We start from the raw sequence: 15282 nt of genomic DNA, 5'->3' as shown, positions 1-15282 counted from the left end.
GGATTAAAAGGTTTCGCGGGCCGTGGTTCCGTCCCGTGCATCGAAGCCTGGGGATCGGGCGGAACGGCCCGCAGCGCGGCACGTTTGGCTCTTGCGGAAGCCTGGCCGCCGGCTCCGCAGGAGCGAGGCAGGTTCGCCATGAGCACAGGCATCCATCCGAGTAATCTCCCGCCGGTCTCGGCCAGTGGCGTCCCCCTTGTCGGGGCGGCGCGCCTCGACGCCATGAGCGCCGTGCTCGCGCGCAACTGGTGGCTGGTGGCCCTGCGTGGGCTGCTCGCCATCCTGTTCGGCGTCATCGCCTTCGTCGCGCCCGGCGCCTTCGTGCTGTCGCTGGTGCTGTTCTTCGCGGCCTACATGCTGGTGGACGGCGTCTTCGCCATCGGCTCGGCGATCCGCGCCGCCGAGAAGAGCCAGCGCTGGGGCTTCCTGCTCGTCGAAGGGCTCCTCGACATCGCCGTCGGCATCGCCGCCTTCCTGGTTCCGGCCGCGGCGGTCTGGGCCTTCGTCCTGCTCGTCGCCGCCTGGGCTCTGGTGACCGGCGGTCTGATGATCGCCGCCGCCTTCAGCCTGCACACGCATTATGGCCGCTGGTGGCTGGTGCTGGGTGGCGCGATCTCGGTGCTGTTCGGCCTCGCCCTGATGATCAACCCGGGCATGTCCGCGCTGGTGCTGACCTGGTGGCTGGGCGGCTACGCCATCGCCTTCGGGATCCTGCTGCTGATCCTCGGGATCTCGCTGCGGGGGCGACATGTGGCCGGACCGGCCGCTCTCACATCGAAGAACCGTTCTGCTGCGTGAGATCGGCGATCATCGCGTCGATGACCGGGCCAGTGCGGGCAGGTGCTCCGCCAGAATGTTCCACAGCACCCGAGCATCGACGGCGAAATAGTCGTGCCGCAGAATGTTGCCGATGCCCTTGATATCGTTCCATCGGGGGCCTGGATGTCGCTCGAGAAGGTCGGCCGGTAGGGTGCGTACCGCCTTCGAGACGATGAGAATCGCGTGCTCCGTGGTTCTGCGCAGCACATAGGACGCGTGGAAGGTTTCGTAAGAAATTCCGTCGGTTGCCGATCGAAGCGCGGCGATCTCGTCCCGAATGTGATGCAGGCGAAGCAGTGGGTTGCCGCTCGCTCCCATCAGAAGATCCGGACTGCTTCGCGCTCGACCTCCGGCCTGATATGCTTCGAAAGCCCGTCCCAGGTGCTGTAGCCGATCTCGCGATCCGGGAATGCCATGCGCAGGCGCTCGTAAGCGCCCACGTAGTTCGCGAGCGTGTAGAACTCGGATGCGGCCGGCTCCACAAAGATGTCGATGTCCGAAGTCGGTGTCGCCTCGTCCCGGGCTACGGAGCCGAAAAGGAACAGGCGGCCGATCCCGAGTGCCCGCATATCGGGCTCGACGGCTTTCAGGCGCGAAATGGCTTCCTGGCGACGCATGGATGAAATCTAGCCTGTCGACTCCTCCGGCGCCACAGGGACGCGCCTGTGTCCCCGAGGCCACCGCCGCGGTGGCCGGCGCCCTCCATCGCCACGGCGCATAGCGCGGCCCACACGCTCCGGGCTAATCTTACAACCGTGGATGCCCGATTTCCGGGCGTGAGGGCGAGGTTCGATTGGCTCCGCGTGGTTCGGATGGGCGACCCGGTGGTGGCCTGCGGGACGAAGGCGATACGCGTGCGGCCGCCCGCGAAGCGGCCCGGGCTGCGGGCCTGCTGGCAAAGCAGCTCGGCCGGCTCGCGGACAGCGCCGGACGGACCCTGTGGCAGCGGGGACGGGCGGCCGCGCGCCGGGCGCCTCTGGCCGGAGGAAGGCCGAGGGGGGCGGGAGCGCAGAACGTCTCCGCGATCCGGGCCAGCCCATCCGGAGCGACGCCGCAGGGCCTGTCCTGGGCGCGGATCCGCCGATATCCTTGGTTCGCGGCGCTGCTCGCCCTCGTCGCGCTGCCGGTCCTGATCCTCTTTTTCGTGATCCTACAGGCCTTTGCCACCCTGCCGCCGCTCGGCGGCGTGGTGCCGGAGGCGGGGCAACGGGCGATGACCGTGGAGGCCGATGACGGCCGGCCTTTCGCCACCCGCGGCGCCTTCCGCGGTGAGAAGCTGACGGCGGCCGAGATGCCGCCCCATCTCGCCCAGGCCATCACCGCCATCGAGGACCGGCGCTTCTACAGCCACTGGGGCATCGACCTGCGCGGGCTTGCCCGCGCGGCCTGGCGCAACGCGACCGGCGGTGGCGTGCGCGAAGGCGGCTCCACCATCACGCAGCAATATGCCCGGCTGACCTCGCTCAGCCAGGAGAAGACGCTCCGCCGCAAGCTCCAGGAGGCGCTCCTCGCCCTACGGCTCGAGAGCACGATGTCCAAGGAGGATATCCTGCTCGGCTACCTCAACACCGCCTATTTCGGGGCCGGCGCCTACGGCATCGACGCGGCGGCGCGGCGCTATTTCGGGCATGGCGCCAAGGCGCTCACCCTGCCGGAGGCGGCGATGCTCGCGGGCCTCGTGCGCGCGCCCTCCCAGCTCGCACCGACGCGCAATTTCGGCGGCGCCAAGGAGCGGGCCGACCTCGTGCTCCAGGCCATGGTCGAGACCGGGGCCATCACCCAGCCGCAGGCCGACAAGGCGCGGGGGGAAAAGCTCGTGCTGCGTACGCCGCCGGAGACGCCGCCGGGCACCAATTACTTTCTCGACCTGGTGGCCGGCGACGTGAAGCGGCTCGCGGGCGATGCCGGCGACGTCACCGTGCGCACCACCCTCAACCTCGACTTGCAGAGCCTCGCCGAGGGGGTGCTCGCCCGCCGTCTCGATACGGAGGGTGCGAAGAAGAAGGTTGGCCAGGGGGCGCTCGTCGCCCTCTCCAAGGACGGGGCGATCCTCGCCATGGTCGGAGGCCGCGACTACGAGGACAGCCAGTTCAACCGCGCGGTGCAGGCCAAGCGGCAGGCCGGCTCCCTGTTCAAGCTGTTCGTCTATCTCGCCGCCTACGAGAAGGGATATTCGCCCGAGAGCGTGCTGGTCGACCGGCCGACCCAGATCGGCGAATGGGAGCCGCAGAACGCCAACAACCGCTTCCGCGGGGCCTTGCCCCTGCGCAACGCCTTCGCGCTCTCCGTCAACACGATCGCTGCCCAACTCGGCGAGGAGGTCGGCATCCCGGCGGTGATCGCGGCCGCGCGCCGGCTCGGCGTGCAGTCGGACCTGCCGAACGTACCGAGCCTGGCGCTCGGCTCCGCCGACGTGACGCTGCTGGAAATGACCCGCGCCTATGCCGGCGTGCTCAACGGCGCACTGCCGGTCGAGCCCTATTCGATCCACGTGATCCGGGGGAACGCCCCGAAGCCGCTCTATCTCCACGGCGAGCCGCCTTCGACCGGGGCGCTCGGCCGCGAGGAGCAGACGATGCTGCTCGACTCGCTCCAGGCGGTGGTGGATTTCGGGACGGGCAAGGCGGCCCGCGTCTCCGGCCCGCCCATCGGCGGCAAGACCGGCACCAGTCAGGACTACCGCGATGCCTGGTTCGTCGGGCTGACGCCGGACATGATCGTCGGGATCTGGGTCGGCAACGACGACAATGCCCCGATGAACAAGGTCACGGGCGGCGACATCCCGGCCCGGATCTTCCACGACTTCATCGAGCGCAGCCACAAGGCTCTGCGCGGCCGCAAGCGGCCGGCGCCCGCCCTCGCCCGCGCGCCGGCAGCCCAGCCGGCGGCGGTTCCCCTACCGCCCGGCGAGATCTCGACGACGCCGATGGCCGCCGCGCCGGCGGGCGGCGATCTGCGCGGCGTGCCGGAGGTGATCGACACCGGGACGCTCGCGATCCGCGGGCAGCGGGTGCGGCTCCTCGGCGTCTCGGGCGAGGGCGGCGCGCTCGCCCGCCAGCTCGCCCGCTACCTGCGCCGCCGCGAGGTCGCCTGCGGTGGCGACCCGGCGAGCGTCGGGCAGCGCTGCCAGATCGACGGCGAGGATCTCTCCGCCCTCATCATCGGCGCCGGCGGCGCCCGCGCGAGCGACGACGCGCCGCCGGACTTGGTCGAGGCGGAAGACCAGGCACGGGCGGAGCGGGCGGGACTGTGGAGCCGGGAGCGGTAGGGACGTTCCGGCCAGTCTGGATAATGCCCCACCCTCATCGCGGGATGAGACGTCAGCAATCCGGTGGAGCGGCTTGGCCGAGCGAGACTCGACCTCAGCGCTGACACGCGGCTGACACGCGCGCGAGGGCGAAGCAGCCTCAGCCGCGATGGAAGGCGCCCACAACCGCATCGTAACGCCGGTTTGGGCGCGTCTGGCCGCAACGCTTGGCGTGAGGCAAGCCTTGGCGTTGTTTCCAAGAAAGGTTCGAGCTTTATTGACGATGTTGAGTTGTATAAAATATCGCAAGAATTTCATCTAGTTGTATGTCGAGATTTGTTAAAAGATTTTCCTTGTCATCAGATCAGCGTGGTGAGATGGAGCCGCTTCTAGAGACTTGCGGAGATGTCGGCGATGGAGCGGCGTACGTTTCTCAAGGCCCTGTCCGCGCTGGGGGCCTGTCCGCTCTGCCCGACGGCGGGCTTCACGGCCGAAGCGCTGCATTGGGGCTATGAAGGAGAGGCGGCCGCAGATCATTGGGCGTCTCTCAGTCCCGATAACAAGGTCTGCGCGGTTGGAACACAGCAATCGCCGATCGACATCACGACAGCGACCAAAGCCGATCTGCCTCCGGTCGCGGTCGATTGGAAGAACGCCGGTGGGACGATTGTCAACAACGGCCACACGATCCAGGTCAACCTACCCGCGGGCAGCACGCTTATGGCTGGCGGCGAGACCTACGAATTGGTCCAGTATCACTTCCATACGCCAAGCGAGCATCTTGTCGGGCACAAGAGCTACGCGATGGAGGTGCACTTCGTGCACAAGAACAAGACCAGCGGTGGTTTCGGCGTACTGGGGGTCTTCATGGAGGCCGGGAAGGTCCATCCTGCCTTCGCGAAGCTCGCGGCAGCCATGCCCAGGCAGATCGCAGGCGAGGCCTCCGGAGACGGGATCGACCCGAAGTCCTTCCTTCCCGATTCCCTCGCACATTGGATTTATGAGGGATCGTTGACGACGCCGCCCTGCAACGAGGTGGTCGACTGGATGGTCTGCGTCAATCCGATCCAGGTCGCGCAGGCGGATATCGACAGGTTCAAATCTCTCTACCCGATGAATGCGCGGCCGGTTCAGAGCACGAACCGTCGCTTCGTCCTCCTGGGCGAGTGAAGCTGACTCTGATGAGCCGGGTACGGCCTTGGGCTGGCCCTATCCGGCTCACGATGACGCGCCCTACCGGAACGGCGGCTCGTCGAAGCTCCGCAATTTCCTCGAATGCAGCCCGGCCCGGTCGGCGCGCAGATTGTCCAGGGCGGCGAGGCCGATCAGCAGGTGCTCGGCCACCGCCCGCTCGTAGAAGGCATTGGCCGCCCCCGGCAGCTTGATCTCGCCGTGCAGCGGCTTGTCGGAGACGCAGAGCAGCGTGCCGTAGGGGACCCGCAGACGGTAGCCCTGCGCGGCGATGGTGCCGCTCTCCATGTCGACGGCGATGGCGCGGGACAGGTTGATCCGCCGCCGCTCCTGGCTGAAGCGCAGCTCCCAATTGCGGTCGTCGTAGGTCACGACCGTGCCCGTGCGCAGGCGGCGCTTCAGGGCCTCGGCCCGCTCGCCGGTCACGGAGGCGGCGGCGTTCTGCAGGGCGATCTGCACCTCGGCCAAGGCCGGCACCGGGATTTCCGGGGGCACGAGGTCGTCGAGGATGCGGTCGCGGCGCAGGTAGCCGTGGGCGAGCACGTAGTCGCCGATGGTCTGCGACTGGCGCAGGCCGCCGCAATGGCCGACCATCAGCCAGCAATGCGGCCGCAGAACCGCGAGATGGTCGGTGATGGTCTTCGCGTTGGAAGGGCCGACGCCGATATTGACCAGCGTCGTGCCCCGCGCTGCCCCGTCCGGTCCCTTCGCCACGAGGTGGTAGGCCGGCATCTGGAACCGGTGCCAAGGCGAGGCCGCGATCAGCGCTGCCGGATCGGCGGAGGCGGCCTCCGCCCGGGTCACGCTGATCCCGCCGGGCAGGACCAGCCGCTCGAAGCCTTCCTCGCCCGAGGCCAGCCGTTCGAGGCCGTGGCGCACGAAGCCGTCCACGTAGCGGTGATAGTTGGTGAGCAGGATCCAGGGCTGGATCTCGCGCCAATCCGAGCCCGTGTAATGCACGAGGCGGCGCAGGGAGTAGTCGGTGCGCACGCCGTCGAACAGGGCGAGCGGGCGCGGCTCGTCCGGGTGCTCCAGCCAAAGCCCGTCGGCGATCTCGTCGCCCACCACGGAGAGGCGCGGCGTCGGGAAGAAGGCGGCGAGGTCCGCCGTCGTGGTGCCACCCCGGGTCAGGTCGGCGCCCGGCTCGATCACGTAGGGATACGGGATCTCCTGAGCGCTCAGCCCCACCTCCAGGCTTGCTTCGTAATCGTGCAGCAGAGGCTTGAGCTGCTCCAGAAGATAGCCGCGGAAATGGGCGGGCTGCGTCACCGTCGTGGCATAGATGCCCGGTGCCTGGAGCTTCGCCGTGGCTCGGTTCAGCCGAGGCATCGGCTTGTCGGGATGATAGGTCAGGCGCAGTTCGGGATAGCGGAAGCGCAGGCGCTCGGCGGCATCGGGGGGCGGCCCCCCCTGGAGATAGCGCTCCAAGGCCGCGCAGAGGGAGCGGGTCGCGCCGTCGAACAGGGTTTCGAGCCGATCCACCGCCGTCTCCGCGTCGGCGATCGCCTCCATCGGCCGCAACTCGTCGATGCCCATCGCGAAACCCCTGCCCTCGTTTCCCGCGCTCTACACCGGCGCAGCGGGCCTGGCGACCGATCCCGGCGGGCGATCCTTTCGAGAGACCGTCCCTTGTGACGCCGCCACGGATCGACGACATCCGGCCGACCGCGTTGGCACGACACGCAAGGGCAAGGCCGGGAGAAGCGAGCGATGAGCGAGGATTTCGGCAGGCGTGCCGGCGAGGTTGGCATCGTGCTGCCCGATCGCTTCGACGCGGGAGTCTATTTCGTCGGCCGCATCCGCACGCCCTGGGCACTGCGGGCGGAATGCCCGAAGAACGGCACCCAGTCGGACGCGGTCTGCACCCTGGTGGTCGATCCGCTTTTCGTGCCCGCGCTCCAGAACGTCGAGGGCGCGAGCCATCTGGTGGTGCTCTACTGGATGGATCGCGCGGTGCGCGACCTCGTGATCCAGCAGCCGCGCCACGCGGAGGCGGGCCGCGGCACCTTCTCCCTGCGCTCGCCGGCCCGGCCCAACCCCATCGCCATGGCCGTGGTCGAGCGCCTCTCCATCGAGGGGGGCGAGGTGCGGGTGCGCGGGCTCGACTGCCTCGACGGCACCCCGCTCCTCGATATCAAGCCCTATTACGTCTCGACCGATTGCCGCCCGCAGGCGCAGGTCGACCGTTCGGGCAAGGCGTCCCGGGCATGAGGCGCCTCGTTCTCGCGGGGATCGCGCTCTGTCTCGCTGCGGGCGGCGCGGCGCTCGGCTGGTGGCTGAGCAAGCCGGAGTTCAATGCGCAGCTCTACGGTCAATTGCGGCTCGTCTCGGTGCAGGCGCAACTGGACGAGGCCAAGCCCGGCTACATCCTGATCGCCGGGGATTCCCAGGCCGAGATGCACAACCCCTCCGGTCCGCTCTGCGGGGCGGAGATTGTCAATGCGGGGACCGGCGGCGCGACCGCGGAGGCCTATGCCCGGCTGCTGCCGCAGCTGAAGCTCGACCCCAAGCCCGGCGCGGCGATCCTCACGATCGGCAGCAACGATCTCAACCGCAAGCACAAGCCGAATTCGGAGGCGAGTGCCCGGGCGTTCGGGGAGGCGGTCTCCAGGATCGTGCTCCTGCTCCGGCAGGCGACCCCCCGCGTCGTGGTCACGGCGGTGCCGCCCATCGGCCGGTCCGTCGGCGATCGGCTCGAGGCCTCCGCCGTCGGTCCTTACTCGCGCGTCATCCGCGAGGCCTGCGAGCGCCTCGGCTGCCTTTACGCCGATCCGTTCGCGGCCTTGCGGGATGGGGACAGCGGCTTTGCACTAAAAGGTGCATTGCGCGATGGACTGCATCTTGCACGTTTTAGGCCTGTGCAGGCCGCGCTCGCCCCCCTTCTCTGTGGCGCGGGGGAGAATGGTCCAAGCACTAACGTGCGTTAATGCAGAATAACAGGAAGTACCTTCGGTATCGTCAGGCGAAACCTCGGGGCTGCGACGCCTTTGCCATCGGATGCCATTTTCGGAGGATCTTAACCTTGATTTTTTTTTATAGGGAAGTGCTTCGCCGTTCTGGAACTTGACGGGGCAAATTGATGGGGCAGATGACCCGCAAGAATCGCGACGAGGATCTAGGAATCGGGGATTTCCTCAACAGCGAGAGTCTCCTCGACAACGACGTCTACGTTCCTGCTTTGCTGACGACTCTGTCCAACACGCTGACGGCGGATGGATCGAGCTTCTATCGTCGGAATTTCGGCATTGGCATCACCGACTGGCGTCTATTGCGGACCCTCGCCTCCGAGCCCTGGATCAGTGCCCAGCGCGTTTGCATGGCGACCGGCCTCGACAAGGGCGTGGTCAGCCGCAGCGTGGCCTGGCTCGAGGAGAGCGGGCTGATTCTGGTCCGCGGCGATGAACGGGATGCCCGGGTCCGGCTGCTCGCCCTGTCGCGGGAGGGGGCCGAGCTGCACGAGCGGATGACCAGCGTCGCCCGGGCCCGCGAGCGCAATTTCCTCGAAGTGCTCAGCGCCCACGAGATCACCCAGCTCGTGGGGCTGCTCGGGCGGCTCGCGCGCAATATGGGCGCGTTCTCCAAGCCGGTGCCGATCCCGCCCTCGCGGGCCGGCCACCCGGCGAAGGAGATGCCGCCGCGGGAGAGCAAGCGGCCGGCGAAGGGCGCTCGGCCGATCGAGGGCGAGTGACCCGGCGAAAGCCCTGAGGATCAGGCGAAGCCGGCCATCGTCTCGAACACGATGGCGTGGCGGGCGGCGAGGGCGTCCACGTCATTGTCGTAGCCCCCGCCGATGACGGCGACGAGGGGCACGCCCCGGCTGCGGACGGCCTGCAGGACCAGGGTGTCACGGGCGCGCAGTCCGTCGTCGGTCAGCGTCAGCCGCCCCAGGCGGTCCGCCGCGTGCGGGTCGACACCGGCATTGTAGAAGACGAGGTCGGGGGAGAGCGCATCGACGAGACGCGGCAGATGCGCGGACAGTGCCGCGAGATAGGCGTCGTCCCCGAGCCCGTCCGCCAGCCCGACATCGAGATCGCCCGGTATCTTGCGCGACGGATAATTGCGTTCGCAATGCATGGAGAAGGTGAACAGGTCGGGATCGTCGTGCAGGCAATCGGCGGTGCCGTCGCCCTGATGCACGTCGAGATCGATCACCAGGGCGCGTCGGATCGTGCCGGCCCAGCGCAGCGCCCGTGCGGCGACGGCCACGTCGTTGAAAATGCAGAAGCCCGCCCCGCTCTCTCGCCGCGCGTGATGGCTGCCCCCCGCCGTGCTCCCGGCGAGCCCTTCTCCCAGGGCGAGGCGGGCCGCGAGCAGGGTGCCGCCGGACGAGGCCCGGGAGCGGTCGGCGACGCTCTCCGTCACCGGCAGGCCGATCTCCTTCTCGATCGCCCGCGGCACGGCCAAAGCCAGAACGGCATCGACATAGGCCGCATCATGGGCGCCGCAGAGAAGCGCGCGGTCCGCCGGTTCCGGCCGCGCGAAGCCGTTCGGCGCGAGCCCGCGCTCCCGGAGAACCTGCGCCAGGCGCCCGTATTTGCGCATGGGAAAGCGATGGCCCTCGGGCAGGGTGGCCCCGTAGGCCTCGTGGAAGACGATCGGCGGGGGCAAGGCTCGGCTCGAAGGGCAGAAACGGCTGCCGGACAGCGTGTCACACGCCTGAAATGCTGCGTCGGCTAGGCGGTGCCGGACATCGGCACGGAGGCGCACGGGATATGGCGGAGACGTTCGGGGACGGCACCGTCATCGCCCTCACGCTGTGCGCGCTCCTCGTCCTCGTCAACCTCGCGAGCGTCGCGGTGGCGGCGTGCCGCATCGGGCGGCAGCGCCGCGTCTCCGCCTTTCCGGCGGGCGCCCCGGTCAGCCTCGTCAGGCCGGTGCGGGGGATCGAGGCCTTCAGCGAGGAGATGCTGAGCCGCGGCTTCACCCTCGACTATCCCGATTACGAGATCATCTTCTGCGTGGCCGATGGGAGCGACCCGATCGTTCCGCTGCTGCACCGCCTCATGCAGGCGCATCCGCATGTCGCGTCCCGCTTGATCGTCGGCGACGAACGCCTCGGCGACAATCCGAAGCTCAACAATTGCGTGCGGGGCTGGGATGCGGCCCGGCACGACTGGGTGGTGCTGGCCGATTCCAACGTGATGATGCCGCCCGACTACCTGCAGCGCCTCCAGGCGGCCTGGCGGCCGGATACGGGCCTCGTCTGCTCGACGCCGGTCGGCTCGCGGCCGGACGGCTTTCCCGCCGAGATCGAGTGCGCCTTCCTCAATACGCTCCAGGCCCGCTGGCAATATGCCGGGGAGGCGCTGGGCCTCGGCTTCGCCCAGGGCAAGAGCATGCTCTGGCACAAGCCGTTCCTGGAGGCCCGGGGCGGCATCCGGGCGCTCAACGCCGAGATCGCGGAGGATGCGGCCGCGACCAAGCTGGTGCGGGCCGCGGGCAAGCGGGTCCACCTCGTCGCCGCGCCCTTCGAGCAGCCGCTCGGCCGGCGCAGCCTCGCCGAGGTCTGGGGGCGGCAGGTGCGCTGGGCGCGCCTGCGCCGGGTCACCTTCCCGCTCTTCTTCGCCCCCGAGATCGGCATCGGCGCGGCTTTGCCGCTCACCCTCGGGGCGGCCCTGGCCGGCACGTTCGAGGCGGCCGCCGGCTGCTTCGCCCTCGGCGCCCTCTGGTACGGGGCGGAATACGCGCTCGCCCGCCGCGCCGGCTGGCACCGCTCGCCCCGCCTGATCGCCGCCTTCCTCGTGCGCGACCTGATGTTGCCGGGCATCTGGGCGAGCGCTTGGCTCCAGAGCGCCGTGGTCTGGCGCGGCAATGCCATGGAGATCCGCCCGAAGGACGCCGCGCCCCGCCTGCGCCCGACGGGCTGAGGATGATTTTTCGGGGCAGCGCGTGTTCGGCTGTCCCAAATCGGCAAAGCTCTTGCCTGAGGGGAGCGCGCGTGCCTTCCTGCACGCGGGCCGCGGAGCATCTGGCATGGGCAGTCCGGAAACGAAGCTCGACAAGAGCCTCAACGCCTTCCACCTTTGGGGCATCGCCGTCGGCCTCGTCATTTCCGGCGAGTATTTCGGCTGGAGCTACGGCTGGGCGCAGGCCGGCACCCTCGGCTTCCTCATCACCACCGCCGTCGTCGCGGCGATGTACGTGGCCTTCATCTTCAGCTTCACCGAGCTCACCACCGCGATCCCGCAGGCGGGCGGCCCCTTCGCCTACGCCCTGAAGGCCTTCGGCCCGGTCGGCGGCTGCATCGCGGGTTTCGCGACGCTGATCGAATTCGTGTTCGCCCCGCCCGCCATTGCGCTCGCCATCGGCGCCTATCTGAACGTGCAGTTCCCGGCCCTGGACCCGAAGCATGCGGCGCTCGGCGCCTATCTCGTCTTCATGGGGCTCAACATCGTCGGCGTGCAGATCGCGGCGACCTTCGAGTTGTTCGTCACCCTCCTGGCGGTCGGTGAATTGCTGGTCTTCATGGGGGTCGTCGCCCCCGCCTTCAGCCTGCAGAACTTCGCCGCCGGGGGCTGGGCCGGGTCCGACACCTTCGGCTGGCCGGCGGTGGGCGGCATCTTCGCGGCGATCCCCTTCGCCATCTGGTTCTTCCTCGCCATCGAGGGGGTGGCGATGGCGGCGGAGGAGGCCAAGGATCCCAAGCGCACGATCCCCATCGCCTACATCTCCGGCGTGCTCACGCTGACGGCGCTCGCCTTCGGGGTGATGCTGTTCGCGGGCAGCGCCGGCGACTGGAAGAGCCTGTCCGACCTGAACGACCCGCTGCCCCAGGCCATGAAGCGGGTGGTAGGCGAATCGAGCGGCTGGCTGCACATGCTGGTCTGGCTCGGCCTGTTCGGCCTCGTCGCCTCCTTCCACGGCATCATCATGGGCTACGGGCGCCAGATCTTCGCCCTGGCCCGGGCCGGTTTCCTGCCCGCCCTCTTCGCCCGGCTGCATCCGCGCTTTCAGACGCCGCATTGGGCGACGCTCGCGGGCGGGGTCGTCGGCATCGCCGCGATCTACAACGACAACCTCGTCAGCATCGCCGGGCAGTCGCTCACCGCCAGCATCGTCACGATGTCGGTGTTCGGGGCACTGACGATGTACATCGTCAGCATGGCGTCCCTGTTCAAGCTGCGCAGGAGCGCGCCCGATCTGCCGCGGCCCTACCGCGCGCCGCTCTTTCCCCTGGCGCCGGGCCTCGCGCTGGGGCTCGCCTGCCTCTGCTTCGTGGCGCTCGTGATCTACAACCTGCTCATCTTCGCGCTCTTCGCGGGCGTCATGATCTTGGCGCTGATCGGCCATCGCCTGCTCGCACGGCCGGCCACCCCGGGGGCGCTTTCACAGTTCGACCCCGCTCTCTAGATCCCGGCGCGGAGCCTCCTGCTCCCGTCGCGCCGAGATCCACCCATGAAGATCGCCATCCTGGAGACGGGCCATCCGCCCAAGCGCCTTGCCGGCCGTTTCCCGAGCTACGGCCGCATGACCGCGGATCTCGTGGGCGGCGGGCACGATTACCGCCTGATCGATGTGCAGGCGGAAGGGCTGCCGGAGGATCCCGCCGCCTTCGACGGCTACATGATCACCGGCTCGCCGGCGGGGGTCTACGATCCCGATCCCTGGATCGTCGACCTGCTCGGCTTCCTGCGCGGTCTCGATCCGCGCCAGAAGCTCGTCGGCATCTGCTTCGGGCATCAGGCGCTGGCCCAGGCCTTCGGCGGCCATGTCGAGAAGAGCGACCGGGGCTGGGGCCTCGGGCTGCACAGCTACACGGTCGCCGAGCGCCTGCCCTTCATGGACGAGGCCGAGCGGATCGCCGTGCCGGTGAGCCATCAGGATCAGGTGGTGCGCCTGCCGCCGGCCGCCCGGGTGATCGCCGGCTCGGCCTTCACCCCCTACGGCGCCCTCGCCTATTCCGACCGCGCCGCTCTCTCCTTCCAGTGTCATCCGGAATTCGCGCCGGACTACGCCCGGGCGCTGACGGACGGCCACCCGGCTGCCGAACAGGACCCGGATTTCGTCCGCCGTGCCCTCACCTCCCTCGAGGCGCCGCACGATTCGCAGCGCGTCGGCGGCTGGATCCGCCAGTTCCTGGCCGAGGATTGAGCGCGAAGACGGCCCCGCACGTCGGGACCGTGACAAGGAAACGCCCGCGGGCGACAATCCCCGCGGGCGTTTCCATGACGATCAGTCGATGTCCTCGACCGCCTCGCCGCCGCCATAGACGCGTTGCGCCAGGGAGGCTTCCATGAAGGGATCGAGGTCGCCGTCGAGCACCTCGTCCGGGTCGGTCGATTGCGTGCCGGTGCGCAGGTCCTTCACCAGCTGATAGGGCTGCAGCACGTAGCTTCGGATCTGGTGGCCCCAGCCGATATCCGTCTTGGCGGCGGCCTCGGCATTGGCTTTCTCCTCGCGCTTCTTCAGCTCCAGCTCGTAGAGGCGGGCGCGCAGCATGTTCCAGGCGGTGGCCCGGTTCTTGTGCTGCGAGCGCTCCTGCTGACAGGCCACCACGATGCCGGTCGGGTTGTGCGTGATGCGCACCGCCGAGTCGGTCGTGTTGACGTGCTGGCCGCCCGCGCCCGACGACCGGTAGGTGTCGATGCGGCAGTCGGATTCCTTGATCTCGATCTCGATCCGGTCGTCGATGACGGGATAGACCCAGACGCTGGCGAAGCTGGTGTGGCGGCGCGCGTTGGAATCGTAGGGCGAGATGCGCACGAGGCGGTGCACGCCCGATTCGGTCTTGAGCCAGCCATAGGCGTTGTGGCCCTTGATCAGGAGCGTGGCGCCCTTGATCCCGGCCTCTTCGCCGTCGGTCATCTCGACGATCTCGACCTTGAACTTCCGCCGCTCAGCCCAGCGGGCATACATGCGCTGGAGCATGTTGGCCCAGTCCTGGCTCTCCGTGCCGCCGGCGCCGGCATGGACCTCGAGATAGGTGTCGAAGCCGTCGGCCTCGCCCGAGAGCAGGGTCTCGACCTGGCGGCTCGCGGCCTCCTTCTCGACGGCCCGGATGGCGGCCTCGCCCTCCGCGATGGAGGCCGCGTCGCCCTCCATCTCGCCGAGCTCGATCAGGGTGGCGGCATCCTCGAGGTCCCGCTCCAGCTTCCGGATCGCGGAGACGGATTCGTCGAGCTGCTGGCGCTCGCGCATCACCTTCTGCGCGGCCTCCGGATCGTTCCAGAGGTCGGGGTCCTCGGAGCGGGCGTTCAGCTCCGCGAGGCGTTTATCGACGGTATCCCAGTCAAAGATGCCTCCTCAGCAGCCCTATAGACTGCTTGGCGGCATCCGAGCTCTGCTCGATCTCGGCGCGCATCTGGTGTGAAACTCGATCTGTCGGTGTGGGCGGGGGTGATACCGGGCGGGGGGCGGGCTGTAAATGGCGCGCCCTTGCCCCGGGGCATCCGGCTTGCCAGAAGCGGGGCGATCTTTCCTGCCCGGAGCCGCGCATGACCCCCGAAGCCGTCCTCGAAGAATTCCGCTCCGCCGGCGCGCTGCTGCAGGGCCACTTCATCCTCAGCTCGGGCCGGCGCTCGCCGACCTTCCTGCAGAAGATGACGATCTTCTCCGATCCCGCCCGCACGGAGCGCCTGTGCAAGGCTCTCGCCGCTACGATCACGGCGCGGTTCGGCAAGATCGACATCGTGGTCTCCCCGGCCATCGGCGGCATCGTCCCGGGCTACGAGACCGCGCGCCATCTCGGGGCGAAGGCGATCTTCGTCGAGCGCGATCCCGGCGGCCCGTTCGAGTTGCGCCGGGGCTTCTCGATCCCGCAGGGCACCCGGGCGGTGATCGTCGAGGACATCGTCACCACCGGCCTCTCCGCGCGGGAATGCTTGGCCTCCCTCAAGGGACAGGGCGGTGAGATCGTGGGGGCCGCCTGCCTGATCGACCGCTCCGGCGGGCGCGGGGAGATCGGCCTGCCGCTCCTTTCCCTCGTCACCCTCGACATCCCGGACTACGCTCCCGACGCGATCCCGCCCGAACTCGCCGCGATCCCGCCCGTGAAGCCGGGAAGCCGGGCGATCCCCACCAAGTAA

15 protein-coding genes are annotated in these 15282 nt (G+C 68.8%); 10 read left to right on the top strand and 5 right to left on the bottom strand.

Annotated features, from left to right (window positions below; genetic code table 11):
- Positions 1-138 precede the first annotated feature (138 nt).
- On the top strand, positions 139-798 hold the full coding sequence (locus tag MMB17_RS14730; protein ID WP_420847271.1) for an HdeD family acid-resistance protein: 660 nt from the start codon (positions 139-141) through the stop codon (positions 796-798).
- A 9-nt stretch (positions 799-807) separates the two neighbouring features.
- On the opposite strand, the gene MMB17_RS14725 is transcribed toward MMB17_RS14730, so the two are convergent.
- Positions 808-1137, bottom strand: a complete 330-nt coding sequence (locus tag MMB17_RS14725; RefSeq protein WP_241099254.1) for a HepT-like ribonuclease domain-containing protein — start codon at positions 1135-1137, stop codon at positions 808-810.
- The gene (locus MMB17_RS14720) at positions 1137-1436 is read right to left on the bottom strand and encodes a nucleotidyltransferase family protein (protein WP_241099252.1); all 300 of its coding nucleotides are present in this window, start codon (positions 1434-1436) and stop codon (positions 1137-1139) included. Before MMB17_RS14720 ends, MMB17_RS14725 begins: the two co-directional genes overlap by 1 nt.
- 176 nt (positions 1437-1612) lie before the next feature.
- Between MMB17_RS14720 and MMB17_RS14715 the strand changes: the two genes are divergently transcribed.
- Positions 1613-4087 carry a PBP1A family penicillin-binding protein gene (locus MMB17_RS14715; RefSeq protein WP_241099251.1) on the top strand — a complete coding sequence of 825 codons (2475 nt, stop codon included), beginning with the start codon at positions 1613-1615 and terminating at the stop codon, positions 4085-4087.
- A gap of 393 nt (positions 4088-4480) precedes the next feature.
- Entirely contained in the window at positions 4481-5236 is a 756-nt protein-coding gene (locus MMB17_RS14710) for a carbonic anhydrase (RefSeq protein ID WP_241099250.1), read from the top strand.
- Positions 5237-5299: 63 nt separating this feature from the next.
- Here the strand turns inward: MMB17_RS14710 and MMB17_RS14705 are convergent, their stop codons facing one another.
- The gene (locus MMB17_RS14705; RefSeq protein WP_241099249.1) at positions 5300-6793 is read right to left on the bottom strand and encodes an AMP nucleosidase; all 1494 of its coding nucleotides are present in this window, start codon (positions 6791-6793) and stop codon (positions 5300-5302) included.
- Between the two features lie 174 nt (positions 6794-6967).
- Here MMB17_RS14705 and tsaA point away from each other — a divergent pair, with 174 nt between their 5' ends.
- The 3 genes from tsaA (at position 6968) to MMB17_RS14690 (ending at position 8945) form a co-directional block, all read left to right on the top strand.
- Positions 6968-7468, top strand: coding sequence for a tRNA (N6-threonylcarbamoyladenosine(37)-N6)-methyltransferase TrmO (tsaA, locus tag MMB17_RS14700; protein WP_241099248.1), 501 nt, complete (start codon positions 6968-6970; stop codon positions 7466-7468).
- Positions 7465-8184, top strand: a complete 720-nt coding sequence (locus MMB17_RS14695) for an SGNH/GDSL hydrolase family protein (RefSeq protein ID WP_241099247.1) — start codon at positions 7465-7467, stop codon at positions 8182-8184. The genes tsaA and MMB17_RS14695 overlap by 4 nt, the downstream gene beginning before the upstream one ends.
- A gap of 161 nt (positions 8185-8345) precedes the next feature.
- Positions 8346-8945 (top strand): MarR family winged helix-turn-helix transcriptional regulator, encoded by a 600-nt coding sequence (locus tag MMB17_RS14690; RefSeq protein WP_241099246.1) that lies wholly within the window; start codon positions 8346-8348, stop codon positions 8943-8945.
- A gap of 20 nt (positions 8946-8965) precedes the next feature.
- Here MMB17_RS14690 and MMB17_RS14685 read toward each other — a convergent pair whose 3' ends face one another.
- Positions 8966-9799 carry a histone deacetylase family protein gene (locus MMB17_RS14685; protein ID WP_241102200.1) on the bottom strand — a complete coding sequence of 278 codons (834 nt, stop codon included), beginning with the start codon at positions 9797-9799 and terminating at the stop codon, positions 8966-8968.
- A gap of 170 nt (positions 9800-9969) precedes the next feature.
- On the opposite strand from MMB17_RS14685, the gene MMB17_RS14680 reads away from it, so the two are divergent.
- From MMB17_RS14680 to MMB17_RS14670, 3 genes are all read left to right on the top strand, one after another.
- Positions 9970-11124 (top strand): ceramide glucosyltransferase, encoded by a 1155-nt coding sequence (locus MMB17_RS14680; protein ID WP_241099244.1) that lies wholly within the window; start codon positions 9970-9972, stop codon positions 11122-11124.
- A 106-nt stretch (positions 11125-11230) separates the two neighbouring features.
- Complete coding sequence (gene eat / locus MMB17_RS14675; protein ID WP_241099243.1) at positions 11231-12607, top strand: ethanolamine permease; 1377 nt, start codon at positions 11231-11233, stop codon at positions 12605-12607.
- A gap of 45 nt (positions 12608-12652) precedes the next feature.
- Positions 12653-13348, top strand: coding sequence for a glutamine amidotransferase-related protein (locus tag MMB17_RS14670; protein ID WP_241099241.1), 696 nt, complete (start codon positions 12653-12655; stop codon positions 13346-13348).
- 81 nt (positions 13349-13429) lie between these two features.
- On the opposite strand, the gene prfB is transcribed toward MMB17_RS14670, so the two are convergent.
- A protein-coding gene (gene prfB / locus MMB17_RS14665; RefSeq protein WP_238312433.1) for a peptide chain release factor 2 occupies positions 13430-14558 on the bottom strand; the annotation gives its coding sequence in 2 pieces (ribosomal slippage) (positions 13430-14488 and positions 14490-14558; 1128 coding nt in all).
- A gap of 133 nt (positions 14559-14691) precedes the next feature.
- Here prfB and pyrE point away from each other — a divergent pair.
- A complete protein-coding gene (gene pyrE, locus MMB17_RS14660) occupies positions 14692-15282 on the top strand; it encodes an orotate phosphoribosyltransferase (protein ID WP_241099239.1) in 591 nt (196 codons plus the stop codon).

The sequence above is a fragment of the Methylobacterium organophilum genome (genome assembly GCF_022533465.1).
Classification (GTDB): Bacteria; Pseudomonadota; Alphaproteobacteria; order Rhizobiales; family Beijerinckiaceae; genus Methylobacterium; species Methylobacterium organophilum.
This window is presented reverse-complemented; position numbering and strand designations above follow the sequence as displayed.